The 26,068-nt window shown below is 69.5% G+C and carries 21 protein-coding genes and 1 pseudogene; 6 read left to right on the top strand and 16 right to left on the bottom strand.

What is annotated here, in order from left to right:
- Positions 1-15 precede the first annotated feature (15 nt).
- The 11 genes from hemL to ABZ345_RS09210 all read right to left on the bottom strand — a co-directional run bounded on the left by hemL (position 16) and on the right by ABZ345_RS09210 (position 11,968).
- Positions 16-1,338 (bottom strand): glutamate-1-semialdehyde 2,1-aminomutase, encoded by a 1,323-nt coding sequence (gene hemL / locus ABZ345_RS09260; RefSeq protein ID WP_359844657.1) that lies wholly within the window; start codon positions 1,336-1,338, stop codon positions 16-18.
- Complete coding sequence (locus ABZ345_RS09255; protein WP_359844655.1) at positions 1,338-3,380, bottom strand: acetate--CoA ligase family protein; 2,043 nt, start codon at positions 3,378-3,380, stop codon at positions 1,338-1,340. The genes hemL and ABZ345_RS09255 overlap by 1 nt, the downstream gene beginning before the upstream one ends.
- Positions 3,377-4,669, bottom strand: coding sequence for a glutamyl-tRNA reductase (gene hemA, locus ABZ345_RS09250; RefSeq protein WP_359844653.1), 1,293 nt, complete (start codon positions 4,667-4,669; stop codon positions 3,377-3,379). The genes ABZ345_RS09255 and hemA overlap by 4 nt, the downstream gene beginning before the upstream one ends.
- Positions 4,666-5,649, bottom strand: a complete 984-nt coding sequence (hemB, locus tag ABZ345_RS09245) for a porphobilinogen synthase (RefSeq protein WP_359844651.1) — start codon at positions 5,647-5,649, stop codon at positions 4,666-4,668. Before hemB ends, hemA begins: the two co-directional genes overlap by 4 nt.
- Positions 5,649-6,449: an aspartate/glutamate racemase family protein gene (locus ABZ345_RS09240; RefSeq protein ID WP_359844649.1), complete on the bottom strand. Its 801-nt coding sequence runs from the start codon at positions 6,447-6,449 to the stop codon at positions 5,649-5,651. The genes hemB and ABZ345_RS09240 overlap by 1 nt, the downstream gene beginning before the upstream one ends.
- On the bottom strand, positions 6,446-7,588 hold the full coding sequence (locus tag ABZ345_RS09235; RefSeq protein WP_359844647.1) for an FAD-dependent oxidoreductase: 1,143 nt from the start codon (positions 7,586-7,588) through the stop codon (positions 6,446-6,448). Before ABZ345_RS09235 ends, ABZ345_RS09240 begins: the two co-directional genes overlap by 4 nt.
- Positions 7,585-8,295 carry a hypothetical protein gene (locus ABZ345_RS09230; RefSeq protein ID WP_359844645.1) on the bottom strand — a complete coding sequence of 237 codons (711 nt, stop codon included), beginning with the start codon at positions 8,293-8,295 and terminating at the stop codon, positions 7,585-7,587. The genes ABZ345_RS09235 and ABZ345_RS09230 overlap by 4 nt, the downstream gene beginning before the upstream one ends.
- 203 nt (positions 8,296-8,498) lie before the next feature.
- Entirely contained in the window at positions 8,499-9,431 is a 933-nt protein-coding gene (locus ABZ345_RS09225) for a DMT family transporter (RefSeq protein ID WP_359844643.1), read from the bottom strand.
- 98 nt (positions 9,432-9,529) lie between these two features.
- Positions 9,530-10,465 carry a LysR family transcriptional regulator gene (locus ABZ345_RS09220; protein WP_359844641.1) on the bottom strand — a complete coding sequence of 312 codons (936 nt, stop codon included), beginning with the start codon at positions 10,463-10,465 and terminating at the stop codon, positions 9,530-9,532.
- Positions 10,465-11,376, bottom strand: coding sequence for a TIGR03619 family F420-dependent LLM class oxidoreductase (locus ABZ345_RS09215; protein WP_359844639.1), 912 nt, complete (start codon positions 11,374-11,376; stop codon positions 10,465-10,467). The genes ABZ345_RS09220 and ABZ345_RS09215 overlap by 1 nt, the downstream gene beginning before the upstream one ends.
- 13 nt (positions 11,377-11,389) lie before the next feature.
- Positions 11,390-11,968: a LuxR C-terminal-related transcriptional regulator gene (locus ABZ345_RS09210; RefSeq protein WP_359844637.1), complete on the bottom strand. Its 579-nt coding sequence runs from the start codon at positions 11,966-11,968 to the stop codon at positions 11,390-11,392.
- Between the two features lie 260 nt (positions 11,969-12,228).
- Here ABZ345_RS09210 and ABZ345_RS09205 point away from each other — a divergent pair, with 260 nt between their 5' ends.
- Positions 12,229-15,876 (top strand): beta-ketoacyl synthase N-terminal-like domain-containing protein, encoded by a 3,648-nt coding sequence (locus ABZ345_RS09205; RefSeq protein ID WP_359844636.1) that lies wholly within the window; start codon positions 12,229-12,231, stop codon positions 15,874-15,876.
- 9 nt (positions 15,877-15,885) lie between these two features.
- Here ABZ345_RS09205 and ABZ345_RS09200 read toward each other — a convergent pair whose 3' ends face one another.
- Both ABZ345_RS09200 and ABZ345_RS09195 read right to left on the bottom strand, forming a co-directional pair.
- The gene (locus tag ABZ345_RS09200; RefSeq protein WP_359844634.1) at positions 15,886-16,440 is read right to left on the bottom strand and encodes a TetR/AcrR family transcriptional regulator; all 555 of its coding nucleotides are present in this window, start codon (positions 16,438-16,440) and stop codon (positions 15,886-15,888) included.
- Positions 16,441-16,622: 182 nt separating this feature from the next.
- Positions 16,623-17,864, bottom strand: a complete 1,242-nt coding sequence (locus ABZ345_RS09195) for a glycosyltransferase 87 family protein (protein ID WP_359844632.1) — start codon at positions 17,862-17,864, stop codon at positions 16,623-16,625.
- A 96-nt stretch (positions 17,865-17,960) separates the two neighbouring features.
- Here ABZ345_RS09195 and ABZ345_RS09190 point away from each other — a divergent pair, with 96 nt between their 5' ends.
- A complete protein-coding gene (locus ABZ345_RS09190; RefSeq protein ID WP_359844631.1) occupies positions 17,961-18,992 on the top strand; it encodes an acyltransferase in 1,032 nt (343 codons plus the stop codon).
- A 39-nt stretch (positions 18,993-19,031) separates the two neighbouring features.
- The gene (locus ABZ345_RS09185) at positions 19,032-19,451 is read left to right on the top strand and encodes a cupin domain-containing protein (protein WP_359844629.1); all 420 of its coding nucleotides are present in this window, start codon (positions 19,032-19,034) and stop codon (positions 19,449-19,451) included.
- A gap of 34 nt (positions 19,452-19,485) precedes the next feature.
- Here ABZ345_RS09185 and ABZ345_RS09180 read toward each other — a convergent pair whose 3' ends face one another.
- Positions 19,486-21,216 carry an FAD-dependent oxidoreductase gene (locus ABZ345_RS09180; protein WP_359844627.1) on the bottom strand — a complete coding sequence of 577 codons (1,731 nt, stop codon included), beginning with the start codon at positions 21,214-21,216 and terminating at the stop codon, positions 19,486-19,488.
- A gap of 97 nt (positions 21,217-21,313) precedes the next feature.
- On the opposite strand from ABZ345_RS09180, the gene ABZ345_RS09175 reads away from it, so the two are divergent.
- Complete coding sequence (locus tag ABZ345_RS09175) at positions 21,314-21,919, top strand: phosphoribosylanthranilate isomerase (RefSeq protein WP_359844625.1); 606 nt, start codon at positions 21,314-21,316, stop codon at positions 21,917-21,919.
- Between the two features lie 12 nt (positions 21,920-21,931).
- Here the strand turns inward: ABZ345_RS09175 and ABZ345_RS09170 are convergent, their stop codons facing one another.
- On the bottom strand, positions 21,932-23,068 hold the full coding sequence (locus tag ABZ345_RS09170; protein ID WP_359844623.1) for a HEAT repeat domain-containing protein: 1,137 nt from the start codon (positions 23,066-23,068) through the stop codon (positions 21,932-21,934).
- A gap of 55 nt (positions 23,069-23,123) precedes the next feature.
- On the opposite strand from ABZ345_RS09170, the gene ABZ345_RS09165 reads away from it, so the two are divergent.
- Together ABZ345_RS09165 and ABZ345_RS09160 are read left to right on the top strand one after the other, a co-directional pair.
- Positions 23,124-24,425 carry a cytochrome P450 gene (locus tag ABZ345_RS09165; RefSeq protein WP_359844621.1) on the top strand — a complete coding sequence of 434 codons (1,302 nt, stop codon included), beginning with the start codon at positions 23,124-23,126 and terminating at the stop codon, positions 24,423-24,425.
- Between the two features lie 68 nt (positions 24,426-24,493).
- Positions 24,494-25,553 (top strand): annotated as a pseudogene (locus ABZ345_RS09160) (ring-hydroxylating oxygenase subunit alpha).
- On the opposite strand, the gene ABZ345_RS09155 reads toward ABZ345_RS09160, so the two are convergent.
- Complete coding sequence (locus ABZ345_RS09155) at positions 25,550-26,068, bottom strand: MauE/DoxX family redox-associated membrane protein (protein ID WP_359844620.1); 519 nt, start codon at positions 26,066-26,068, stop codon at positions 25,550-25,552. The pseudogene ABZ345_RS09160 and the gene ABZ345_RS09155 overlap by 4 nt on opposite strands.

Genomic DNA, 26,068 nt, shown 5'->3' with positions numbered 1-26,068 from the left:
CCTCTTTTCGTGCTGTCAGGCCGAAGCAGCGGCCTTCGCGGCCAGCGGCAGGGCCGAGGCGATCCGGTCCAGCACCGCGTCGTCGTGCGCGGCGGACAGGAACCACGACTCCAGAGCCGACGGCGGCAGGTAGACGCCCTGGTTCAGCATCGCGTGGAAGAACGCGTTGTACCGGAACGTCTCGCTGGCCTTGGCCTCCTCGAAGTCGGTGACCGGCTCGGCGGCGAAGAACACCGAGAACATGTTCCCGCTGTGCTGCACCTGATGCTCGACACCCTCACGGACGAGCGCGTCCGAGATCATCCCGCCGACGACCGCGGCCGTGGCGTCGAGGTGCGTGTACACCTCGGGCGTGCAGTGCCGCAGCGTTGCCAGACCCGCCGCGGTGGCAACGGGATTCCCGGACAACGTGCCCGCCTGGTAGACCGGGCCGGCCGGCGCGAGGTGCGCCATCACGTCCGCGCGGCCGCCGAACGCCGCCGCCGGGAACCCGCCGCCCATCACCTTTCCGAAGGTGAAGAGGTCCGCGGCGACGCCCTCGCGGCCGTACCAGCCGGCGCGCGAGAGCCGGAATCCCGTCATCACCTCGTCGGAGATCAGCAGCGCCCCGAACGCGGACGCCAGCTCGCGCAGCCCCGCCGTGAAGCCGGGAGCGGGCGGGATGACGCCCATGTTGCCGGGCGACGCCTCGGTGATCACGCACGCGATGGTGTCCGGGTTCTCGACGAACGCGGCGCGCACGGCGTCGAGGTCGTTGTACGGCAACACAATCGTGTCACTGGCCTGCGCGCCTGTGACGCCGGGAGTGTCCGGCAGGGCGAAGGTGGCGACACCCGAACCCGCCGCGGCCAGCAGCGCGTCGACGTGGCCGTGGTAGCAGCCCGCGAACTTGATGACCTTGGTGCGGCCCGTGAAGCCGCGTGCCAGGCGGATCGCGGACATCGTCGCCTCGGTGCCGGAGCTGACCAGGCGCACCGACTCGACCGGTGCCACGCGGGCCACGATCTCCTCGGCCAGCAGGACCTCGTTCAGGGTCGGCGTGCCGAACGACGTGCCCTGGCCGATCGCGTCGTACACCGCCTCCTGCACCGCGGGGTGGGCGTGGCCGAGGATCATCGGACCCCACGAGCAGATCAGGTCCACGTACTCGCGGCCGTCGGCGTCGGTGATGTACGCGCCCTTGCCGCTCTTCATGAACCGCGGCGTGCCACCGACCGCCCGGAACGCCCGCACCGGCGAGTTCACGCCGCCCGGCACGATCTTCTGGGCGCGCGAGAACAACGCTTCCGACTCGGGAGCCGCCGCGGGCTTGCCGACATCCACAATGGACAGAGTCATCAGGCTTCCTTCGCGATCACGTGAGCGGCATCGAGGATCTTGGTCCCCGACTCCAGCACTCGAACGGGGTTGAGGTCGAGCTCGAACCCGCCCTCCCAACCGGACACCAGCGCCGCCACCGTCTCCAGCGTGCGCACCAGCGACCCGACATCAGGCGCCGCACGACCACGGGCGCCGTCCAGCAACGCCTTGCCGCGCAACTCCCCGACCATCGCCGCTGCGTCACCAGGGGCAAGAGGCAGCAGTCGCGAGGTCGCGTCGTCCAGCGCCTCGGTGAAGATGCCGCCAAGACCCAGCGTCAGCACCGGGCCGAGGTCGGACGTGCGCACGCCGACGATCAGCTCGACGCCCTCGCCGACCAGTTCCTCGACCAGCACCGCGCCACCGAACGCCGACAGCTCGTCGAACGCGTCAGCGGCCTCCGAGGAGAGCACGCCGACCTTCACCGCGCCGACGTCGGTCTTGTGCACCAGGCCGGGCACGACCGCCTTGAACACCGCGGTCCCGCCGACCTCGTCCACCACGGCCTTGGCCTCGGAAGCCGACGCGACGACCCGCCCCACCGGTACGGAAAGCCCCGCCTCGGCCAGCAGCGCCTTCAGCTCCGGCTCGGTCAGCTCGGCGGAGGGAGCAGTGACTCCCAAGCCCGCCAACGCATCAGACGAACGCGGCTTGCTCACGTGCCACAGAGCAGCCGCGGCACGCACGGCACGAGCGGGCGACGGGTAGTCCGGCAGGCCGGCCTCCCGCAGCGTCGCGCGGGCGTTCGGGGCGAGGAAGTCCGCGCCGGTGCGGGACACGAGCACCGGCTTGCCCGACTTCTCCGCCACCTTCGCCAGCGCGCGCACGGCCTTGTCGACGTCGCCGTCGGTCATCACGCAGAAGCAGCCGATGATCATGTCGACGGTGTCGTCGGCGGCGATGACCTCGAGCGAGCGGTCGAACAGCGACGGGTCGCTCAGCACCGCTGCCGTGATGTCGACGGGGTTGTTGGCAGAACCGAAGCTGGGAATGATCTCCGCCAGCGCGGCCCGCGTCTCGTCCTTGAGCGGCGTGAGCTCCAGACCCTGTGCCACCACGTCGTCCGCGGCGAGGATGCCCGAACCACCCGATGTCGTGACGATCGCGACGCGAGAGCCCTGCGGCCTGCGCGGCGAGGTGAAGGCGTCACCGGCGTCGAGCAGCTCGTCGATGTCCCCGGCCCGCACGATCCCGAACTGCCGCAGCGCCGCGTCCAGCACCCGGTCGTCCGTCGCCAGCGCGCCGGTGTGCGAGGCGGCCGCGCGGCCGCCTTCCTCACTGCGACCGGACTTCAGCAGCGCCACCGGCTTGCCCGAGATCGCCAACGAGCGCAAGGCGGCGACGTCCGGCACGTTCTCCAGGTACCCCAGGAGCCCGGTGCACGAAGGCTCGAGAGCCAACTCCGCCAGCACCTCCAGCGCGGAGACGTCGGCGTCGTTGCCGGTGGTGATCACCCAGCCGGGACGCATGCCGCGTTCGATGCCCAGCGACGCCGCCCCGAAGCCCAGAGCACCGCTCTGCGAAACGATCCCGAGCCCACCCGGCTCCAGCGACACCACGGCTTCAGCGGAGAACAGCGGGCTGAAGGTGGCCATCACCTTGTTGCCGAAGCCGACCGCGCCGATGCAGTTCGGCCCGATCAGCCGCAGCCCACCGGCACGGGCCCGTGCCACGGTCTCGGCCTGCAGCGCGGCACCCTCGTCGCCGGTCTCGGCGAACCCGGAGGACGCGATGATGGCGACCTTGATCCCGGCGGCGACGCAGTCGTCCACGGCGGCGGGCACGCGGTCGGCGGAGACCACGATGAACGCGAGGTCGATCGGGCCCGGCGCCTCCAGCACCGACGTGTACGCCTGGTACCCGAGGATGGTGCCGCCCTTGGGGTTGATCGGCAGCACACGGCCGGGATAGCCGTAGCGCTGCAGGTACGCGACGGGCTTGCGGCCCAGCGCGCCCTCGCGTTCGGTAGCGCCGATGACCGCGACGGACTCGGCGTTCCACAACAGGGACAGCTCACTCATGCGACAACCTCACTCGGTTCGCCGGGAACGTCGAACAACTTCCCCAGCACTTCCACGTACTGGGAGCCATCGGGGGCTCCCGCCAGCTCACGAGCCCGCACGGTCGGCCCGTGCAGCACTTTCTCGACGATCCGGTGCACCGACAGCGTGATCTCCGAGCGGTGCTGCTCGTCGAACGCCGGCACTTTCCGGAACAACCTGCCCAGCTCTGCCTCGGCGGTGGTCGACGCCACGGTCCGCAGCTTCACCAACGCCGGCGCCACCTTCGCGGCCCGTTGCGCGGCGAGGAATGCCTCGACCTCGCCCTCGATCAACGACCGCACCGAGGCCACACTGGACAGTGCCGACTCGTCCGGGCCGTTGCCCGCCAGCGTCTCCAGGTCGACCAGTGACACCCCGTCGACCTTGGCCACGTCACCGGCGATGTTGCGCGGCAGGGCCAGGTCCAGCAGGAACAACGGCGAACCGGCGCGATGCCGCACGGCCTCCTCGGCGTCTGCGGCGGTCAGCAACGCCCCGGTGCCACCGATGCAGGTCACGACGAGATCGACCTGAGCGAGCAGCGACGGCAGCTCGTCGAGCCCGTATCCGTTGCCCCCTGTGGTCTCCGCGAGCCGGGCGGCCTTCTCCGGCGTCCGGTTGGCCACGTCGATGCGCGCCAGCCCGCTGCCGCGCAACGCCGCCACGACCACACCGGCCATCGCGCCCGCGCCGACGACCAGCGCGGGCCGCCCGGACATCGCGCCGACGACGTGCTCCAGCGCCGAAAGCCCCACCGTGGCCAGGGAACGCCCGGCCCGGTTGATGTCGGTCTCGGTCCGCACCCGCTTGCCGACGCGGATCGCGGACTGCACCAGCTGGTTGATCAACGGTCCGGCAGTGCCGAGCCGGCGCGACCGATCCAGCGCGTCCTTCACCTGACCGAGGATCTGGTCCTCGCCGATGACGATCGACTCCAGGCCGCTCGACACCGAGTACAGGTGCCGCACCGCGTCCGTGCCGTCGTGCTGGTAGAGGAACCGCGAGGCGTCCTCTGAGGACAGACCGAGCCGCTCGACCAGCTTCGAGCGCAACAGGGAAGCAGCGGATTCGGCCCTCTTCTCGACGTAGAACTCCATCCGGTTGCACGTCGAGAGCGCGTAGACCGCACCGAACTCGTCGGCCGAGTTGATCTCGCCCAGCACCGCGTCCAGGTCCTCGCCGGAGATCACCACGCGTTCCAGCACGTCGACCGGGGCCGAGGAGTGGCTGATGCCCAGCAGGGTCAGCTTGACGTCTCCCACGCTCATCGCTCCAGACGTGTGGCGAACTCGGTCGCCCAGTAGCTGATGATGATCGACGCACCGGCGCGCCGGATGGAGTTGAGGCTTTCCAGCACGACCTGGTCGCGGTCGAGCCAGCCCTTCGCGGCGGCGGCCTCGATCATCGAGTACTCACCCGAGACCTGGTACGCGGCAACGGGAACGTCGACGTGTTCGGCGACCAGCCGGACGATGTCGAGGTAGGCGCCCGCGGGCTTGACCATCACGAAGTCCGCGCCCTCGGCCAGGTCCAGGTCGACCTCGCGCAGCGACTCGCGGATGTTGCCGGGAACCTGCTGGTACGCGCGGCGGTTGCCCTTCAGCGACGACTCCACGGCGTCGCGGAACGGGCCGTAGAACGCCGAGGCGTACTTGGCCGAGTAACCCATGATCGGCACGTGCTGGAACCCGGCCGCGTCGAGCTTCGCGCGGATCCTGCCGACCTGACCGTCCATCATGGCGCTGGGCGCGATCACGTGCGCGCCCGCTTCCGCCTGCACGACAGCCATGTCCGCGAGGCGTTCGATGCTGGCGTCGTTGTCGACGTCGCCGTCCGGGCCGAGCACGCCGGTGTGGCCGTGGTCGGTGTACTCGTCGAGGTTCACGTCGCCGATGACCACGGTCGCGTCCCCGACCTCCTCGACGACATCGCGCAACGCCACCTGCAGGATGCCCTCGGGGTCGGTCGCGCCGAGGCCCAGCGGGTCCTTCTCCACCGGGATGCCGAACAGCAGCAGGCCGCCGACGCCCGCGCTCACGGCCTCCGCGGCCGCCTTGCGCAGCGACTCGCGGGTGTGCTGGTAGACGCCGGGCATCGAGCTGATCTCGCGCGGCTGGTCGATGCCCTCGCGCAGGAACAGCGGCTGGATCAGGTTGCTCGGGTGCAGGCGGGTCTCGGTGGTGAGCCGGCGCAGGGCGGGCGTGCGACGGAGACGGCGGGGACGCGCGACGGGGAACTGAGAAGACATCACAGGGCCTTTCCGAGGAAGACGTTCTCGACGTGCTCGGTGAGCGCGTCGCCGGGGCGGCGGAACCAGTAGCCCGCCGTGGAGCGCGAGACCACGCCGAGGCGGTGGAGGTTCACCGCGAGTTCCGCCTGCCGCACGAGAAGTCCGGCCGGGTCGATCACCGGAACGCCGTGCAACTCCTTGGTGCCGAGGTGCCAGAAGATCTCCGCGGGAATGCCCTCGCCGGGGATCAGCACCTGGGCGCCGGCCGCCACCGCCTTCTTCGCGGCCGCGTCGAACACCTCGACGAACCGGTCGAAGTCGCCGTCGAGTGCCCGGCGTACGGCCTCGTGACCGTCGTCGACCAGTTCGTAGGCGGCGAGCCGGCTCGAAAGGCCGTAGCGCTCGATGTTCTCGGTGATGATCTCGCGCAACGCCGGCATGAAGCCGAGGACGCCGAACCGGTAGCCGAGCATCGCCGAGTAGAAGAAGCTCGTCTCGCCGTAGCCCAGCGTCGGGATGGACGTCTGAGCGCGGCCGTCGTGCAGACCGGGGTCCTGGCCGGCGGCGATCACCCACGCGTCGAAGCCCTGACGTTCGGCTTCCACCGCGCCACGGGCGAAGTGGGCGTTGAAGTGGATCTGCAAGGCGCCGAACTTGACGAGGTCGAACGGCAGCTCGGTGTCGTAGGTGTTCTCCGGCAGCGTCTTGATGACGATCTCGGTGCCGGGCGAGGTGACCTCGGCGAGGTGCTTGCGGTACCACTCGTCGAGCAGCGGCAGGCGGCCTTCGACGGTGTGCTTGTGGAACCAGATCTTCATGGGGCAGCGGATCCTTCGAGTAGGGGCACCGAGTCGAGCATCGATGCCTGGACGAGGTACTGCGCCGCTTCGGCTGGATCGCTTGCGGTGGCGGCGAGTTGACGCACCGCGGCGTCGACGCTGCCCGTCTGTCCGTCCACTCCGGACACACGTGCTTCGCTGCGCGGGATGACGTGGTCGGTGACCACGTTCCGGCGGCGTCGCGCGGCTTCGTCGAGCAGTGCGCTTGAGTGGTCGCCGTTGACCACGAAGGACAAAGTGGTGGCGAGATCAACCGCGTCGTGGATGCCGCAGTTCATGTTCATGCCACCGGCGGTGGACGTGAGGTGGGCCGCGTCGCCCGCGAAGAGAACTCGTCCGACCTTGTAGTTGTCGATCACGCGGCGCGAGGTGCGGTACGTGTGCGCGTCGCGCACCTCGATCCGGTCTGCCAGTGTCGGCAGCGCCTTGTGCAGCAACGCTTCCACCGAAACGTCGGCCTGGTGCGGCAGGCGGAGGATCACCCGCCAGTGGTCCGGCAGGCCGAGCACGCTGCACGACTGGACCGGGTCGCGGAAGTACGTCATCGGCGAGAGGCCGGGCAGCAACCGGTCCAGCTCGGTCGTCGTGATGACGCGCAGGGCGTAGGTGGGATATTCGACGCCGGGGAAGTCCAGGCCGAGCTTGGTGCGAACCGTGCTGTGCGCGCCATCCGCGGCGATCACATAGGAGGCGCGGAAAGTGCCGTTCGACGTGATCAGGTCGACACCGTCCGAATCCTGCCGGACGCCGACGACCGAGGTGTCCCAGCGGACGTCCGGAATCTCCTTCAGCAGCAACGGGGTCAGCTCGGTCTGCTCGGCGTGCAGGCGGAACGGGTGCGCGGTCCGATCCGCGATGGCGTCGTAGCCCATGCGCGTCAGCAACTCGCCCGTGCGGCTGCGCCACTGCAGGTCGTGCACCTTGCGGCCGCGGGCGATGAACTCCTCCGCCACCCCGAGCCCGGCCAGCAGGTCGAGCGTCGCCGGGTGGAACGTCGAAGCACGCGACGCGGTGCCGAGCGCGGGTCCCTGTTCCAGCACCGTCACCGGAACACCCGCCCGCGCCAGGACCAGAGCGGCGGTAAGACCAACAGGGCCGGCACCAACGACAACGATCACGGCGCCAGCCGCCAGTCCACGACGGCGTCCGGCACGAGCCTGCTCAGAGCCCACCACGCGGTGGCGAGGTTCGAGGTGAGAATCGTGCGTTCGGTGCCCGCCTTGAGCTCTTTCAGCGCTGCCAGCGTGAACATGCCGGTGCCGGTCATCAACAGCACCTCGTCGGCAGGACGGTCAGCCGCGCGAACCTGCTCGACCAGCTCGTCGGTAGTGACGTCGTAAGGTGAGAAACCCTTGCTGGACCGCACCTTCACGATGTCGCGGACCTTGATCCCCGCCGCCTCCCAGTAGCCCTGCGAGAGATCGGTGAGCCACTGCGCGTACGGCGACACGAGCGTCACCTCGGTGGCGTCGATGCTCGCCAGCGCCGCGAGCACGGTCCGCGTGACCGTGGTGACCTCGACGCCGAACCGCGCGCTGAGGTCGTCGCAGAACTCCTGCTCGCGCTGCGGGCCCTGCAGGTAGTGCGAGCCGCTGCACTCGGCGACGATCGCCTGAGCGCCGAGCCGTCCGAACGACGCGATCGCCGGAGCCAGCGCCTCGTTGTACTTCGCGATCCGCTCCCGTTGTTCGAACTCGGTGAACAACGGGAAACGGGTCGCGTGGACGTTCACATGCCCGAACAGCAGCGCGGCGATCTCCGGTTCCACCGCCGCATTTCCTGACGGCACCACGACACCCAGTCGTGGGGCGGTTGGGTTGACCATTACCCCGGTCCTCCTCGAGTCGCGATCGAACATCGCTGACGTTATGAGCGAGGACTGGGGATTTCACTACGGAAGTCCGCAGAATTGCCTGATGCACAAATGGCCTGCGGGAAACCGAAGGGGATTTCCGCCGCACGCACACGAAAAAGGGCCTCCCGGGGCTGGAGTCCGGGAGGCCCTCGTCCGGGCGGGAAGGCTGGGGGTCAGGCCTTCGCCGCCGCCGGTGCCGGGGATGGAGATGACGCAACGGCCGCCTTGGGCTTGCGGCGGACGAGCATCACCCCGGCGACGGACGCGAGCGCGCCGACGTAGAGCGGCCATCCGGCGGGCTCACCGAGCACCAGCGCGCCGAGAGCGACCGAGACGATCGGGAAGAGGTAGGTGACGGTGGACGCGACGGTCGGGCCGTCCTTGGTGATCAGCTGGAAGTTCAGGACGTACGCGAGTCCCGTGCAGATCGGCCCGAGCACGGCGATCGCGATCAGCGCGTCGGTGCGCAGATGCAACGGCTGCAGGCCCGCGAACGGCATCGCTACCAGCAGCAACGCACTCGCGGCGGTCAGCTGCGAGGCCGCCAGGGTGAGCGGCGGAATCCCGCGCCCTGCCAGGAACCTGCCCATGTAGGCGAAGCTCGCGCCGAGGCTGACCGTGCCGACGATGAACGCCACGATGCTGCTCGTGCTGCCCGCGGACCCGGCGTTCCACGGCGCCGCGATGATGATCGTGCCGACCATGCCGAGCACCACACCGCCGATCTTGGTGGCGGTCACCTTGCGGTCCTGCCCGAGCATGTACGCGCCGACGATCGTCCACAGCGGCGTCGTCGAGTTCACGACACCCGCGACGCTCGACGACCCGTGCTGCTCACCCCACGCGAAGAGCACCCACGGAATCGCGTTGCCGAGCAGCGCGGCGATCGCGAGATGCCCCCAGATCGAGCCGAACGCCGGCAGTTTCCCGCCGCGGCTGTACACGAACGGCAGCAGCACGATCGCCCCGAGCACCAGCCGAGCGAACACCATCTGCACGGGCGAGAAGGCGAATCCGGCGATTTTGATGAAGAGGAAGACCGAGCCCCAGATGAGGCCGAGCGCGATCAACCTCACCAGGCTCATCCTGGACACGGCAGCAGACATCAGAAATCCCTGTTCCTCACGTTGGGAATCCAGACCGGAGAAGTTCCGCCACCAGCTTCACACGCGCGTGAGGTGAGTTCCATCGAGATTTTCCGCTCTCAATCGTGCAGGGAAACTTCACGATCGGCCGCCTTCAGCTCAGCGGCCGCGGTCAGCGCGCCGAGCACCGCCTCCAGATGTGCCGCCTCCTCGCTGCCCCGGCGCACCGCCGCGAACACGTGCCGGGTCGGCTGCTCGGCGTCGAGCACCCGGATCACCACGTCGTCGCGCAGCCCGGCGTTGATCAGCCTCGGCACCAGCGCCAGGCCGAGACCCAGTGCCACCGCGCCGAGAGTCGCCTCCCAGTCGCCGATGTGGTGGACGATCTCGGGCGTGAACCCGGCCGCGATGCAGGCGGCGAACGAGATGTCGCGGCACGTCCCGGTGTTGGAGAAGATCCACGCCTCGTTCGCCAGGTGCGCCAGCTTCACCACGGGCGCGTGCGCGAGCGGGTGGTCGACGGGCAGGGCGACGTCGAACCGTTCGGCCAGCAGCGCGACGCGGTGGAAGCGGCGGTCCGTGGCCGCCGGGCTGTCCTTGGACTCCAGGCTCAGCACCACGTCCACGTCGCCGCGCACGAGCTGGTCGAACGAGTGCGGCGGATCCGACTCGACCAGCCGCACGGCGACACCGGGATGGCTGTCGCGCAGTTCCCGCACGGCGGGCAGCACCAGGCCCGACAGCGTCGCAGCGAAGCCCGCGACACGTACCTCTGCCACCGAGCCTTCTGAGTACGCAAGGAGATCCGCCTGCACGCGCTCCAGCTCGGCGAAGATCTCGTTGGCACGCCTGAGCAGCACACGGGCGGCATCCGTGAGGCGAACGCGGCGGCCGACCGGTTCGATCAATCGGACGCCCGCTTCCTTCGACAGCGCCACGAGTTGCTGCGACACCGCGGACGGCGTGAGGTGCAGCGCCTGTGCGACGGCGGCGACGGTGCCGCGTTCGTCGAGCTCGCGCAGCATTCGGAGTTTGCGGACGTCCAGATCACCCATCAGCGCACCTCGCCGGTCTCCAGATCCACGATCTCGGACGCAACCTGTTCCAGCAACCCCAGGTAGTGCTCGGTTGGCTTCCTCACCGTCTCGCCCGGATATGTCGTATCCAGAACAATGTGCGTGGCCCCCAACGACTCCAGCGCGCGCAGATCACCGCGGAGCTGCTCGACCGTTCCCTCGCCGAGAAGCCGGCTGTGGTCGGGCAACGAGCGAGAGGTGATCCTCAGTTTGATGCGCGGCACCAGCGCGGGCACGGGCCGTTGCCGCTGCTCGGCGACGCGCCGGAGCTGCGGCATCCCGATCTGCTCCAGATACCCGGGAGGCACCGAAGTCGGGTGCCACGCGTCTCCGTACAGGACGGCCCGCCGCATCGCACCCGTGCTGTGCCCGCCCACCCAGACCGGGATCGGCCGCGCGGGCCGCGGTCCCGTCGCCACCGCGCCGAACCGGACGTGCGAGCCATCGAACTTCGCTATGTCATTGGCCCACAACGCCTTCATCGCACGCAACGACTCGTCCGCGATCCGGCCGCGCGAACGGTAGTCGGCGCCGACCGCGGCGAACTCGGCGGGAGCCCAGCCCGCCGCGACGCCCAGCACGAGCCGGCCGCCGCTGAACTGGTCGATCGACGCGGCCATCCGCGCCATCAGCAGCGGATGCCGGTACGGCAGCACGATGACGGTGGTGCCGAGCTCGACGCGGGTGGTCTGGCCCGCGAGCCACGACAGCGTGGCGAACGGGTCGTAGAACGGCGCGGGGAAGAGCCGCTCCACGTCCGGGGTGAGCGCGACGTGGTCGGACACCATCGCGAGGTGGTAGCCGAGCTCCTCGATGCTCGTCACCCAGCGCAGGATCTCGCCGGGTGCCGCGCGGTCGCCGTAGTTGGGAACGTTGACGCCGAACCTCATGGGAAAGCCCCTGTCACGCGACCAGGGCGGAGGCGAGCTGCGCCCTGCGGTTGATGCCGAGCTTGCGGTAGATGCTGGTGATGTGCAGTTCGACCGCGCGCACCGAGACCCGGAACTGGCCGGCGATCTCGCGGTTGGTCTTGCCGCCCACGATCAGCGCGGCGATCCGCTGCTCGTGCGCCGTGAGAGCGCGACTGGCGGCCACTGCGGCGCGGGTGATGCGCGGCCCGTTCTCGATGCGGGAAATGAGCGAACCCGAGCCAGAACCCATAGTGAATCCCAATTGCTGCGGTTCAGGCTCACGACCGGCCGGCGGTTTCAACCCGCCGACGAGCACGTGCCACTCGCGAATCTTCACGCTGCGCACCAATTTCCCGCGGACATAAGGATCGCCGTCGACCAAACGGCGCAACGCGGAGTCGTCAGCCGCCTCGCACAGCATCAGTCCTCCCGATTCGTCCGTGTACAGACCGCCCCCCAGCAGTACGCCCCGTACGGCCAGGTCCTCCCAGTACCTGCGGTGGGCGGGCCGGGCCTCGCCTAACCGCTCGTCTTCTGTCTCGAACACCATCTCGACCACGAACCGGGCCATGTGCGGATCTCCCCCTGCTGGACCGTCGACCGCTGTAGTGAGTACGCGAGTACAAACTTGAACGCAAGACCGACTTTGAGTGTAGGGCCTCTCGTTCCACCCTGCGAGACCGTGGTGTCAGGACTCTCGGCCGCACCGGCAATTGCGTACGTTTGCCTTCCAGCGGTCAACCGAGCTGGCTAAACTTGGTTTCGGGTACATAGTTGTACTTGGAACCACTTTGAACCCACGGGGGGACCGTGTCACACCGCCATGCCTCCATGTCCGACAGATCTCGTGCGAACGCCGGTGACACGCCCCGGCAGGTCGCCGTCGCTGGGATGTCCTGCCGCTTTCCCGGAGCGAGTTCCGTCGACGCGTTCTGGGATCTGCTGAGGAGCAACACCGACGCCGTCACCGAGATCCCGCGCGACAGGTTCGACGTGGACGAGTGGTACTCGCCCGTACCCGCGCCGGGCAGGACGATCTCGCGCCACGGCGGGTTCCTCGACGACGTCCGCGGGTTCGACGCGGAGTTCTTCGGCATCTCACCGCGCGAGGCCCGCGCGATGGACCCGCAGCAACGCCTGCTGCTGGAGGTCGCGTGGGAAGCGTTGGAGGACGCGGGAATCCGGCCGTCCGAGCTCGCCGGGCGCCGCGTCGGGGTGTTCGTCGGCCAGGCCACCGCCGAGTACGGCAAGGCGGGCCGCAACGCAGGCCACCACGACGTCCGGCACGCGGCGGGCGGCGAACTGCGCGCCGTCACGTCCGGCAGGCTCTCCTACGCACTCGACCTGCGCGGTCCGTCCATCGTGGTCGACACGGCGTGCTCGTCGTCGCTGGTGGCCGTGCACAACGCCCGCCAGGCGCTGCTGGCCGGGGAGTGCGACATCGCGATCGCCGCCGGGGTCAACGTGATCCTGCTGCCCGACGACGCGATCGCCTACTCGCAGGCGTCGATGCTCGCCCCCGATGGGCGCTGCAAGTTCGGATCCGTGAACGCGGACGGGTTCGTGCGAAGTGAAGGTGTCGGCGCGGTGGTGCTCGAGCGGCTGGCCGACGCGGCTGATCACGGTGACCGGGTGCGCGCCGTGGTGCTCGGCAGCGCGATCAGCAACGACGGCCGCGGGAGCGGGCTTCTGCTGCAACCCGCGGTGCGCGGTCAGGTCGAGATGCTCTCGGCCGCGTACCTCGACGCCGGGCTCGATCCCTCCACTGTGGACTACATCGAGGCGCACGGCACCGGCACGAGCGTCGGTGACCGGGTCGAGCTCGAAGCCCTGCGCGAGGTCGCCGGCGCGGGACGCGAGCGCCCTCTGCTGCTCGGGTCCGTGAAGAGCAACATCGGCCACGCGGAGGCGGCGGCGGGCATCGCCGGGCTGATCAAGGCGGTGCTGATCGCCGAGCACCGCACGGTGCCGGCTTCCCTGCACGCCCGAGTTCAGGCCGAAACCCTGACCAGCGGGCCGTTGCGCCTCGTCACCCGCAACGAACAGCTGAGCGCCGAGCGACCGGTCCTGGGCGTCAGCTCGTTCGGCATCTCGGGCACCAACGTGCACGTCGTGCTCACGGGACCGCCGTCCGGTGTTGTCGCTGAACCTGGTGACAGGCCACGGGTTCTGACGTTGTCCGCCAAGTCCGTCGCCGCGTTGCGCACGAGTGCCGAGGCATACGTGGAATTCCTGGACGAGGCTGTCGAGGACGTCTGCTACACGGCGGCGGTGCGGCGTGACCACCACGAGCACCGGCTCGCGGTCACGGGCACGACGGCCGCGGAGCTGCAGGCGGGGCTGAGGGCGTTCCTCGACGGCCGGACCACGTCGGGTGAAGCGACGCAACGGCCCCAGCTCGTCTTCCTCTTCCCCGGCCAGGGCTCCCAGTGGCGCGGCATGGGCCGTGAGCTCTACGAGACCTCGCCAGCGTTCCGGGCCGCGCTGGACGAGTGCGACGCGGCCGTGCGCGAGGAGGCCGGGTGGTCCGTCGCGGACGTGCTGACGGGCGCCGAGCCGTGGCAGGAGACCATCAACGTCATCCAGCCGCTGCTCTGGGCCGTGCAGGTGGCGCTGGCCGCGCACTGGCGGTCGTGGGGCGTCGAACCGGACGTCGTGGTCGGCCACAGCATGGGCGAGGTGGCCGCCGCGCAGATCGCCGGAGCGCTGTCGGTCGCGGACGCGGCCGCGGTGATCTGCCGCCGCAGCACGCTCATGCGGGAGACGGCGGGCAGCGGCGCGATGCTGTGGACCGAACTGTCCGCCGAACGCGCGGAGGACCTGCTCGACCGGTACCGCGGTGAGGTGTGCGTGGCGGCGGACAACTCCCCCGGCACGTGCGTGCTGGCCGGACCGGTGGAGCTGATGGAGATCGTCGCGGAGGACCTGGAGTCGCTCGCCATCGCGTGCCGCCCGGTGAAGGACGTCGACGTGGCGTCGCACTCGCCGTTGATGGACAAGGTCGCCAAGGCGTTGCGCGAGCAGCTCGACGACCTGCGCCCGCACGCGCCGCGGATCGACTTCCGGTCCACTGTGGAGTGCGGCCGGCGCGAGCTCGACGCCCGGTACTGGGCGGACAACGTGCGGCAGACCGTGCGGCTCAACGACACCATGCGCCGCGTCCTGGCCGATTCCCCGCACACCGTGGTGCTGGAGATCAGCCCGCATCCGGTGCTGTTGAAGGCGGTCAACGCGATCGGCGAGGCCGTGACCGTCGCATCGTTGCTGCGCGAGGAACCGGAGCTCCGCACGATCACCTCGGCTCTCGGCTCCCTGCACGTCGCCGGCGTGGCGGTCGACTGGGACAACTGGTTCGGGGGCGGCCGCACCGTGGCACTGCCGGCCTACCCGTGGCAGCACCAGGAGTACTGGTTCGAGTCGTTCACCGCGGACACCGAGATCTCCCACGAGATCGACACGGCGACCCTCGGCGTCGCGGAAGCCCTGCGCGGGCTGCGGTTCCGGGGCCTCACGCCGCTGCCGGCCGCGGTGCTGTTCGAGGCCGTGCTCACGGTGGCCCGCGGGGACCACGCTCTGCAGAACGTCCGGTTCCACGAACTGGTCACGGTCGACCCGGAGTCCCTACCGACGCTGACGATCACGCTCAAGCCCGAACGCGGAGGTGTGCGCGCGTTCACCGTCCACGACGAAGAAGGCAGGCGGTGCGCGAGCGGTGAGCTGGGACGGGGCGCACCGATCAGCACGATCGAGCTGGAATGGGCGCTGGAACGCTGCCGCGAGTACGTGCGGGACACCGAGTTCCGGGAACTGGCGACGCGGCACGGCTACGAGTTCGAGGGCCCGTTCCGCGCGCTGAGGCAGGCGTGGCGCGGGCAGGACATCGCGGTGGCCCGGTTCGACTCCGCCGGCACGAGCACCTCTGTCGTCCTGGAGACAGGTCTGCAGGCAGTGCTGCTCGCGCTCGGCTCGGCCGCGGTCCCGCTCGGCGTGGACCGGGTGCGGGTCACCGGCCGGGCGAACGGCGAGTTCTGGGCCGTGGCACGACGGCGGCGCGGCAAGCCGGTGGTCGACGTCCGGCTGTTCGACGCCCGCCACGAGTGTTTCGCCGAGCTGAGCGGCATCACCGTCCGCACCGCGGCGCCGGCCCCGTTCGCACAGCTGAACGGCCTGGTCACGAAGCTGCTGCGGACCGCACGAGCAGCGCGACAGGTGCCGGTGCCCGCGCCGCGCGAGGAACAACCGGTCGCACCTCAGAACGAACCCGCACGCGAGGTGGTGCTCGGCCACGTCGCGGCCGTTCTCGGCACGACCCGCGACCGCCTCGACACCCGGCGGGCGTTGCGCGACCTGGGACTCGACTCCCTGATGGCCGCGCAGCTCGCCGCCCGGCTCAAGAAGTCGCTGGGGAGAACGGTTCCCGCGACGCTGCTGCTGGGACCGGAGAACGTGGGAGCGCTCGCCGACAGCTTCGTGGCGTGAACCGGTCCCCTATCTGTCCAGTATTCCGTTGATCACCAGGCGGAGGGTCGTGACGAGCTCGCTGGCGAGCGTCGTCGGCTGCTTGCCACGACCCACGTACCGGTAGAGCGTCCCCAGGTAGACATCCCGCAGGATGTTTCCGACCAGCGTCGGGTCGACGTGGTCGGCGATCTCACCCGCCTGCTTGCCGGCGGTCACGATCTCCGCGAACAACGACGTCGCGTACGGCTCCTCGAAGATGGGATGGCCGCACCGCACCCAGGCCGCGAGCATGACCTGCGTGGTGCGCCACTCCAGCTTGTTGATCCTCGCGAGCGCCTTCATGCAGTTCTCCAGGCACGTCAGCGCGTCCAGGCCCCCACCCGCGATCGCGCCGAGCTCTTCGCGCAGAGTGTCCCGTCGCCGCGCACCCCACGCGGCGATGACCTCCTCCTTCTTGTCGAAGTAGTTGAAGAAGGTGCCTCGCGCGACATCAGCCCGTTCGGTGATGTCCTCGATCGAGGTCTCTTCGTATCCCTGTTCTGTGAACAGCTCGATCGACGCCGTGTACAAACGTTCGTACATGGCCCGCTTGTGCCGCTCGCGCCTCCCGACAGCCTGAGTCGGCGCCGCGGGCTCGGCCACGCGTCGCGTCCCCGCCATACATGAACCCCCGTCTAATTGTGTACCGGAGTACAGGCTAGCGGCATGCCGGGTACGAAAATACCGTCCAAAGGTGCGGAGTACCGGATTTCACCTGTCTGCACTCACGCGTGTCCTGTCACGGCGGTGACGGCGAGCGTCATGAGCAGGCCGATCGCGATCCACGTGTACACGTCGCCGTAGAGGTGCTGCCACCAGGTCCACAGCACCTCCCTGTCGCCGGTGCCGGGCAACCAGGTGAACGGCCTGATCGAGAACACCACGACGAGTGCCGCGAGCGCCACTCGAGTCCCGTTGCCGCGCAGGAAACCCAGCGCCAGGAACGCCGGTACGCACCACACCCAGTGGTGCGACCACGAGACCGGCGAGGCGAGCAGACCGGCCGTCGCAATTGCGACAAGGGCCACGACATCGTTACGAGTCCGGCGCGCGGCGACCACCGCGAGTAGCACGACGACCCCGGACAGCAGGACCCACAGCAGCGTTTCCGCGGGCTGGCCCGGGTTGAACCGGTGCAGTACGCCCCGCAACGACTGGTTGGCCATGTAGGCGAGTCCGCCGGCGCGACTCGGGTCGAGCAGTGCGTGGAACCAGAACTCGGCGGAGTCCTTGGGCGCCAGGACGAATCCGGCACCGGCGAGACCCGCGAAGGTCGCGACCGAGGTGAGCGCGGCCCGCCGGTCCCCGCGCACCAGGAAGTACAGCAGGAAGATCAACGGAGTCAGCTTGATCGCGGCGGCCACCCCGACGAGCACCCCGCGCCACCGCCGGTCGGTGACGGCGAGGCAGTCCACGACCACCAGCGCCATCAGCAGCAGGTTGATCTGACCGAAGAGGAACGTCGAGAGCACCGGTTCCAGGGCGAGCGCCGCGACGGAGACGGCCGCGCTGACCGTCCACACGACGGTCGCCCGCTGCGTGAGCCGCCTGGTGACCAGGAAGCAGACCACGGACAGGCACAGGAAGTTGACGACCGTCACGAGGGTGTTCACCGCCCACACCGGCAGGAACGTGAGGCCGCTGAAGAGGACCGCGGCCATCGGCGGGTAGGTGAACGGCAATCGCGGCCCGTCCAGCGTGCCGGGAAAGCCGGCGTAGAGCGGAACCCCTTCCCGCCACGCGAGCCCGCCTGTCCGGTACACCTGCAGGTCGAGGAGGTAGGCGCCCGTCGCGGCCAGGACGACCGGCAGCACCGCCAGTGCCACGAACCACAGCACGCGGGTCACCTGGCACGCCCCGACCCACCGGTGCAGCGTGAGAATTCGCCTTCGCCCGGCCTCGAACGCGCTGGGGGACATCGGCGCGACGTCGCCGGCGAGCTGCCTGATCAACACTGTCTCGTTCACGTCTGCTTCTTGGCCGATGCGCGCCTTTGCGTTCCGTGCCGGGGAATGTGACCGTCCTCATGGGAACGTCGTGACGTCCTGCGACCAGGAGGTTTCATGACCCATGACGACTTCCTGGCGTTGAAACGCTTTCCAGCGCTGGATGGCGTTCGCGCCGTCGCCGCGCTGATGGTGGTGTTCTTCCACTACGGCGGGCCGGGGTTTCTGCAGGGCTGGCTCGGGGTCCAGATCTTCTTCGTGCTGTCGGGGTTTCTGATCACGACGTTGCTGCTGCGAGAGCACGCGCGCAACGGGCGGATCTCGCTCGCGCGGTTCTACCGGCGCCGGGCGTTCCGGATCCTCCCTGTGTACTTCGTGGTTCTGTTCGTGACGGCGGTCGGGTTGGTGATCGCCGGGCAGTTCTGGCAGAACCCGCTCGGGCGTGACTTCCCGCTGTACCTGACTTTTCTCAACGAGTTCGGGCACGGTGGCGCGTACGGGCAGTCGTGGTCGCTTGGCGTGGAACAGAAGTTCTACCTGGTGTGGCCGTTGCTGGCGTTCGTGCTGCAGCCTCGGTGGCGGCCGTGGGTGACCGTCGGGCTGATGACGCTCGCGTTGGCCGTTGTGCCCTTCACCGTATCGTCGGACCCCAAGGGCTGGTCGGTGCACTACTTCACCGTGCTGACCGGGTGTGCCGTGGCGCTGCTCATGAACAACCGGCGCGGGTTCGCGTTGCTCCGGCCGTTCATGACGCCGTGGGTGATCCTGCTGTTCCTCGGCGTGCACCTGTCGCTCCCGCTGATCTCGGGCGCGCTCGACGGCGCCGTCCCCGGTTTCGTGTCGGCGGTGCCTGTCTACGCGGTGGCCGTGGGGCTGATGCTGCCCGCGTTGCTCGCTCCCGGGCTCGCTCAGCAGCTTTTGTCGGCTCGCCCGATGGTGTGGCTCGGCGAGCGGTCGTACTCGATCTACCTCGTGCAGTCGCTCGCGCACTCCATCGTGCTGCTGTCGGGGGCGTCCGGGCTGGTCATGGCCCTGTTGACGTCGTTGGTGGCCGTGGGGATCGCTGACGTGACGTACCGGTTCGTGGAGCTGCCGATGATCGAGCGAGGCAGGTCACCGCGGCGGACCGGGAAGGCGGCCGTGGCCTGACGCTGTCACAGAACAGCGGGCTGCCCGGTCTTGCTTGGCATGAGCGAACTTCTGCATCACCCACCAGTCGCGGGCGGCCCACCGGCGAAGGTCGAGATCCTCGCCGAGGTACCCGGCGTCGCACCGGTTCCGGACGGTCTCGTGGCACGGACGATCCTGGTCACCCTGCCGCCCGGCAGCCCCGGCGCGCCGCCCCACCGGCATCCCGGCCCCGTCTACGGCTACGTCGTGAAGGGCGCCACCGTTTTCGAGCTCGAAGGCGCGCCGGAGCGGATGATCCGTGCGGGCGAGGCGTTCTCCGAGCCGGGCGGCGACGTGATCCACTACAAGGGTGCGAACGCGTTCGACGACGAGGAGTCCGTGCTGGTCGTGACCATGATCTGCGAGCCGGGCGCGCCGGTGCTCACCGTCGTTGGTCACGAGGAACTGGAAGCGCGCAAGCACATGCGGGCGGTGTGAACGAGGGGGGCGGGTGTTCCCGCCCCCCTCGCCGTTACTCGACCAGCTTGCCTGCCGTGTCGACGTCCCTCATCAGCGACGCGATCTCGTCCGGCACCGGTGGGATCTCCTCCCGGTCGATCCAGCCCGGCCCCGACCAGACCAGGTTCACCTGCTGCGCGGGATCGAGGTCCGGGTAGTCCGACCGGTTGTGACAACCGCGCGTCTCACGACGTTCCAGAGCGCACTCCAGGGTCGCCCGGGCGGCGAGTGCCGACGCCTTCAGGTCGAAGGCGTGCGCGAGGTCCTGGTAGCCGGCGAGGTCCGGGTGCACGCCGACGTTGCCGATGCGCTCTTCAAGCTGGTCCAGCTCGGCGAGTCCCTTGCGCAGCGACGACTCGTCGCGGACGACGCCCGCGTGCTCGGTCATCGTGTTGCGCAGAGACCGTTGCAGGGCACGGACGTTCTCCGGGCCGTCCGCGCTCAGCAACCCGTCGACCTCGGAACGCGCCTCTCCCAGCACGATTCGCGAACGGCGTTGCGCGCTCAGGGAAGCCGAGTACTCCGCCGCCGCCTCGCCGACGATCCGGCCGTACACCAGGAGTTCGATGAGCGAGTTGCCGCCGAGACGGTTCGCGCCGTGCAGGCCGCTGGACGCCTCACCGATCGCGAACAGGCCCTCGACGCCCGTCGAGTGGTCGGCGGGCGACACCCACACGCCGCCCATCGAGTAGTGCGCGGTCGGCGCGATCTCCATCGGCTCGCGGGTGATGTCCTTCATCTGCAGCTCGAGCAGCGTCTGGTAGACCCGCGGCAGCCGGCGCATGATCTGCTCGCGCGGCAGGTGCGAGACGTCCAGCCACACGCCGCCGTTCGGGGTGCCGCGGCCTTCCTTGATCTCGGTGTACGCGGCGAGCGCCACCCTGTCCCGTGTGGACAGTTCCCTGCGCTTGGGGTCGTAGCGGGTCATGAACCGCTCCCCCAGCGCGTTCGTCAGCACGCCGCCCTCGCCGCGGGCCGCCTCCGACACCAGGGTGCCGGCCGCGTTCTCCGGTTCGAGCAGGCCGGACGGGTGGAACTGCACCAACTCGGGGTCGCGGACGCGGCCGCCTGCCTGGACGGCCAGGCGGAACGAGTCACCGGTGTTCTCGTCACGCCTGCTGGAGGTCCGGCGCCAGATCCGGGTGTGACCGCCTGCCGCGAGGATCACCACGTCCGCGTGGAAGACGTACCGCGTGCCGTTGTCCAGGTCGAACCCGTACGCGCCGAAGACCACGTTGTCCCGCACCAGGATCTGCGTGATGTAGCAGGTGTCGTGGATCGGGATGTTCAGCTGCGCGGCCCGGTTCACGAGTGTGCGCTGGATCTCCAGGCCGGTGTAGTCGCCGGCGAACGACGTGCGGCGGAACGTGTGCGCGCCGAAGAACCGTTGCGAGATGCGGCCGTCCTGTTCGCGCGCGAACGGCATGCCCCATCGTTCGAGGTCGGCGATACCGCGCGGAGCCTGTTCGGCGACGATCCGCACGATGTCCGGGTTCGCGAGGAGATAACTCTCCTTGATGGTGTCGGCCGCGTGCTGCTGCCACGTGTCTGCGGGGTCCATCGTCGCCAGCGCCGCGTTGATGCCGCCCGCCGCCAGCGCCGTGTGCGCGTCGGCCTTGGGACGCTTGCCGACGACCAGCACGTCGACGCCGCGCTCGGCCAGCTCGATCGCGGCGCGCAGTCCCGCGCCGCCGCTGCCGATCACCAGCACTGAGGTGGCTATCTGATGTTCAGGGTGCGTCATCGCGGCCTCCATTGCCCGTGTCTCTACAAGTAGGACCAGGCAGCGGGCCCTGGTGTGACTGTTAGCTGCGCGACACCGGGTCAGTAGGGTGGTGAGCGTGTTCGTGAAGCTCTGCGGTCTGCGCACCGAGTCCGACGTCGCCGTGGCGGTCGAAGCCGGGGCCGACGCCGTCGGTTTCGTGCTGACCACCAGCCCCCGCCAGATCGACGCCGACCTGGCCCGGCGGCTCGTCGCGGCCGTCCCGGACCACGTGCTGACCGTCGCCGTCGTGCGCGGCATCACGGCCGCCGAGGCGGCCGAGCTGGCGCTGAAGACCGGCGTGCGGGCGTTGCAGCTGCACGGCGACTACCCGAAGGAAGCCTTCGACGAGCTGGCAGGCCACCCGTTCGGGCTGGTCAGGGCTACCGCCCTCGGTCCGGGCACCGACGTGCGCACCGGCGCGTTCGGCGAGGAGCTGCTGCTGATCGACTCCCCCGTCGCGGGGTCGGGCGAGCAGTGGGACATCACGAGGCTCAGGGACAACCCGCCGACCGGCACGTGGGTGCTGGCGGGCGGGCTGGCGCCGGAGACCGTCGTCGAAGCGATCAGCGTGGCTCGGCCGTGGGGTGTCGACGTGTCGAGTGGCATCGAGTCGAGCCGGGGCGTCAAGGACCACGGCCGGATGCGCGAGTTCGTCGCCGCCGCGCGCGGCGCAGTCACGTAGCCGCGCCTGGGCCTAGATCTGCAGGAAACCCTTGGGAGAGCCGTAAGTCCGGCCGCACCGGGTCAGCGCGAGCACGCCGTGCCCCTCGATGTCGCCCTCGAAGTACGTGGGGTCGACCGACAGCTCCTCGGCGACCTCCGTGGCCCAGATGTCGTCCAGGTCGTCGTTCTCGTCGCTCCAGTCGTGCGGCAGGCCCCTGCCGTCCTCGACGTCGAGCTCACCGATCTGCTCTTCCGGCTTGGACGCGTCGTAGTAGCGAACCACCTCGCCGCTTTCCGCGATGCACCACGCCGTCCAGCCGTCACCGCAGCTCATGCCGTAGTAATGCGCCTCGCCGAAGACCGCGCTCAGCACCGCGCAGATCTCCGTCACCGGTCTGTCCGCGTGCGCGAACGGTTCGCCGAACACCAGGGTCCAGCCGTCCCAGGCACCCGTGACGTAGACCCGCGCGCACCGCACGTGCTCCTCGTCCTTGGCCCACGCGTGGTGGTCGTTGTTCCAGGCCGCGCCACCGAGGATCTTGGTGACCGGCGTCGGGTCCTTCAGGCCGCACACCTCGAGCACCGCGGCCTGGTCCTCGGTCCGGAGGGCGAACCAGCCGCCGCAGAGATGCATCTCCTCGGTGCCGTACATCTCTTCTTCGATCTTGACCCGGATGTACCGCTCGATCATCTTCCGGTCCGCGGCGGACATCGCGTCCGGCCCGGCGACCTCGACGATCCCCGCCAGCGCTCCCCGGCGGACGGCGCCACGAGCCGTCCGGCGCGTCTCGTGCAGCAGCGGCAACACGTCCGGGCCCATGGTCCCGAACGCCCACAACGCTTCCTGTCGCACGTAGTGGTCCTCGTCCGCGAGCACGGGCAGCAGTTCGCGCGCGTGCCGCAACGCCTGCTCGCCGCGGAACATGCTCGCGGCCACCTTCCGGACCGTCGCGTGCGGATGCCGGGTCGCGGCGAGGTACACCTCGTCGGCGGCCTGCAGCAGGGAGAACGCGCGGGAAGCGGACCGCACGACCTGGCCGTCGCCGGACGTGGCGATGAGCTCCACTATTTCGTCGAACGACGTGATGCCCTGCTCCGACACGAAGTTCTCGACCTCACGCCGGCTGTCCTCGTGCGTCACGCGGTCGAGCAGGGCCCGGATTTCCATGGCGCGGCAGAATACCGTTGACGCACGGCCGTTCACTGGGCACGCTGCGGAACTGATGAGTCTCGCGGACGAGCACGTCAAACCGGCAGTGCGGTGGAGCATCGGCCACGCGTTGCCACGGGCGGTGCTGCGCCTGGCAGCCCGGCGCGGTGACCTCCAGGGCCGCATCACCGTCGAGGCGTCCACGGGCGCCGACCTCACGGGCCTGTTCGACGAGATCCGCGCCCGCGGGCCGATCGCCGCCACCAAGGTCGGCCACACCACGGCCCGGCACGCGATCGTCCGGGAGGTCCTGACCAACGACGCCCTCGTCACGACCCGACCCCGCTACGGCGCCGGCATTCTCGGCAAGCTCGCCGCGTGGTCCGCCACGGACGTCACCCATCCCGTCCAGCCGCCGTCGCTGCTGGTCGTCGAGCCGCCGCAGCACACCCGCTACCGCAAGCTCGTCACCCGCGTCTTCACCGCCCGCGCCGTGGAACAGCTGCGTGAACGCACCCAGTCGATCGCCGACGAGCTGCTGGCGAGCCTCGACCCCACCGACCCGGTCGACCTCATCGAGGCCTACTGCGGCCTGCTCCCGGTCACCGTGATCAGCGAGATCCTCGGCGTCCCGCCCGAGGAACGCGCGACCGTCCTGGCGCTCGGCGGCGCCGCCGCCCCGAGCCTCGACCTGGGCCTGTCGTGGCGGGTGTTCCGCAACGTCGAGACCACGCTCAGCACGTTCGACGCCTGGCTCACCCGCCACCTCGACGCCCTGCGCGCCAACCCCGGCGACAACCTCCTCAGCCGCCTGATCACCGCGCGCGAGGACGGTGCCGGCCTCACCGAACGCGAGCTCAAGGCCACCGCGGGCCTCGTCCTGGCCGCGGGCTTCGAGACCACCGTCAACCTGCTGGGCAACGGCATCTCGTTGCTCACGAAGAACCCCGCGCAGCTCGAAGTCCTGAGAGCCCGGCCGGAGCTGTGGGGCAACGCGGTCGACGAGGTGCTGCGCGTGGACCCACCAGTGCTGTTGACCGGCCGCATGTGCTCGCGTGACACGACGATCGCGGGCGTTCCGGTGCGGCGCGGCCAGCTCGTCACCACGGTGCTCGCCGCGGCCAACCGCGATCCCGAGGTCTTCGAGAACCCGCACGTCTTCGACGTCACCCGCGCCAACGCCCGCGACCACGTGTCGTTCGGCGCCGGTCGCCACTACTGCCTCGGCGCCCAGCTCGCGCGCATGGAGGGCGAGATCGGTCTGCGCTCGATCTTCGACCGCTTCCCCGACCTGCGCCCGCTGGCCGGCGCCCCTCGCCGTCCGACCCGCGTCCTGCGCGGTTTCGAACGCCTGCCCACCAGACTGGGAGGGTGACCTTGGGGGTCACGGCCGACGACGTTGCGCGAGTTTCCTCCGGCCACCACGACGATCCCGCGCGGTCGATGTCGTTGCGCGCCGAGGCCTACGTCGAGCCGCGGTGGCACGACTTCGAGCAGAAGACCGTGTTTTCCCGTACGTGGCAATGGGTCTGCCACGTCGAGCAGCTCCGCGAGCCCGGCGCCTACGTGGCAGCGACGGTCGCCGGCATGCCGATCGCGATCGTCCGCGACCGGGCCGGAACGCTCCGGGCGTTCTACAACGTGTGCAAGCACCGAGCGCACGAACTGCTGCAAGGCACCGGCGTCACACGCAACATCGTGTGCCCGTACCACGCGTGGACGTACGACCTGAACGGCTCGCTGAAGGCGGCCCGGCGCGCGGATCGCATGGAGACGTTCGACAAGTCCGAGATCCGCCTGGACCAGGTGCAGGTCGAGGAGTTCTGCGGCTTCGTCTACGTGATCCTCGACCCGTCCGCGAAAGCTCTGGCGGAACAGGCCCCGGATCTCAAGGCGGAGATCGACTTCTGGGCGCCGGACGTCGCCGGGCTCACGCACGCCAAGCGGCTCACCTACGAGATCGACTCCAACTGGAAGAACGTCGTCGACAACTTCCTGGAGTGCTACCACTGCCACATCGCGCATCCCGAGTTCGTCGACCTCGTCGACATGGGCACCTACGACGTGAAGACGCACGGCATCTGGTCGAGCCACTTCGCCGAGGCGGGCAAGCACGAGAACTCCGCGTACGACGTGTCGGGCGCGACGGTCAACCAGCACGCGGTGTGGTGGTTGTGGGCCCAACACGTGCCTGTTGCGCTACCCGGGCCGGGACAACTTCATGGTGCTGCAGATCCTTCCGGACGGCCCGGAACGCACGCGCGAAACGTGGGACTTCTACTTCGAGACGACCGAGCTCACCGCCGCGGAACAGGACGGCGTGCGGTACATCCACGAAGTGTTGCAGCAGCAGGACATCAGCATCGTCGAGAGCGTCCAGCGTGGCATGCGCACGCCCGCGTTCGACCAGGGCCGGATCGTCTACGACCCGGAGGGGTCAGGCCTGTCCGAACACGGGGTGCACCACTTCCACGGACTGCTCCTCGACGCCTACCGCGCCTAGACCGGGCCGGCGACGAGGTCGGCCAGGTCGTCGAACCGCACCACCAGCACCGCACCGATCACGCCGACCGCTGCCGCCAGACCCGCGACGACAGGATCGAACGCGTTGTCCACAGCAGACAGTCCGAGAACCGCCACTCCCAACAGGAAGGCGTTGCGCGCGGTGTGCCTGTGCGTGAGCGTGGTGCGAGCACGCCCGAAGCACCGGCACACCGCGCCGGACCGCCGCGACACCGCGCGCCACACCACGGCGGTCAGCACCGCGAACATGCCGGCCGCCAGAACCAGTCCCGCGACAGCCGCCCAGTACCCGGCGATCAGCGACGCGAGCAGCAGTCCCGAGATCCCGAACTCCGCCACCACCGTCAGCACCGCGAACAGCCGCGTCCACCGCGCCGGAATCTCGAAGGCCGGTATCGAGGCGACGAACTCGGCGTAGTCGTTCGCGGTGCGCACCTTGCTCACCGCAGAGATCAACAGAACCAGTCCACAAAGGACCGCGGCCCCGGTTGTCAT

Origin of the sequence: Lentzea sp. NPDC005914 (genome assembly GCF_040629405.1) — a bacterium.
Taxonomy (GTDB): domain Bacteria; phylum Actinomycetota; class Actinomycetes; order Mycobacteriales; family Pseudonocardiaceae; genus Lentzea.
This window is presented reverse-complemented; position numbering and strand designations above follow the sequence as displayed.

What these genes read in the sequence shown, in the direction of transcription:
- hemL (WP_359844657.1), bottom strand. Translation starts at nt 1,338, where the DNA reads ATGACTCTGTCCATTGTGGATGTCGGCAAGCCCGCGGCGGCTCCCGAG.
- ABZ345_RS09255 (WP_359844655.1), bottom strand. Translation starts at nt 3,380, where the DNA reads ATGAGTGAGCTGTCCCTGTTGTGGAACGCCGAGTCCGTCGCGGTCATC.
- hemA (WP_359844653.1), bottom strand. Translation starts at nt 4,669, where the DNA reads ATGAGCGTGGGAGACGTCAAGCTGACCCTGCTGGGCATCAGCCACTCC.
- hemB (WP_359844651.1), bottom strand. Translation starts at nt 5,649, where the DNA reads ATGTCTTCTCAGTTCCCCGTCGCGCGTCCCCGCCGTCTCCGTCGCACG.
- ABZ345_RS09240 (WP_359844649.1), bottom strand. Translation starts at nt 6,449, where the DNA reads ATGAAGATCTGGTTCCACAAGCACACCGTCGAAGGCCGCCTGCCGCTG.
- ABZ345_RS09230 (WP_359844645.1), bottom strand. Translation starts at nt 8,295, where the DNA reads ATGGTCAACCCAACCGCCCCACGACTGGGTGTCGTGGTGCCGTCAGGA.
- ABZ345_RS09225 (WP_359844643.1), bottom strand. Translation starts at nt 9,431, where the DNA reads ATGTCTGCTGCCGTGTCCAGGATGAGCCTGGTGAGGTTGATCGCGCTC.
- ABZ345_RS09220 (WP_359844641.1), bottom strand. Translation starts at nt 10,465, where the DNA reads ATGGGTGATCTGGACGTCCGCAAACTCCGAATGCTGCGCGAGCTCGAC.
- ABZ345_RS09215 (WP_359844639.1), bottom strand. Translation starts at nt 11,376, where the DNA reads ATGAGGTTCGGCGTCAACGTTCCCAACTACGGCGACCGCGCGGCACCC.
- ABZ345_RS09210 (WP_359844637.1), bottom strand. Translation starts at nt 11,968, where the DNA reads ATGGCCCGGTTCGTGGTCGAGATGGTGTTCGAGACAGAAGACGAGCGG.
- ABZ345_RS09205 (WP_359844636.1), top strand. Translation starts at nt 12,229, where the DNA reads ATGTCCGACAGATCTCGTGCGAACGCCGGTGACACGCCCCGGCAGGTC.
- ABZ345_RS09200 (WP_359844634.1), bottom strand. Translation starts at nt 16,440, where the DNA reads ATGTACGAACGTTTGTACACGGCGTCGATCGAGCTGTTCACAGAACAG.
- ABZ345_RS09190 (WP_359844631.1), top strand. Translation starts at nt 17,961, where the DNA reads ATGACCCATGACGACTTCCTGGCGTTGAAACGCTTTCCAGCGCTGGAT.
- ABZ345_RS09185 (WP_359844629.1), top strand. Translation starts at nt 19,032, where the DNA reads ATGAGCGAACTTCTGCATCACCCACCAGTCGCGGGCGGCCCACCGGCG.
- ABZ345_RS09180 (WP_359844627.1), bottom strand. Translation starts at nt 21,216, where the DNA reads ATGACGCACCCTGAACATCAGATAGCCACCTCAGTGCTGGTGATCGGC.
- ABZ345_RS09170 (WP_359844623.1), bottom strand. Translation starts at nt 23,068, where the DNA reads ATGGAAATCCGGGCCCTGCTCGACCGCGTGACGCACGAGGACAGCCGG.
- ABZ345_RS09165 (WP_359844621.1), top strand. Translation starts at nt 23,124, where the DNA reads ATGAGTCTCGCGGACGAGCACGTCAAACCGGCAGTGCGGTGGAGCATC.
- ABZ345_RS09155 (WP_359844620.1), bottom strand. Translation starts at nt 26,068, where the DNA reads ATGACAACCGGGGCCGCGGTCCTTTGTGGACTGGTTCTGTTGATCTCT.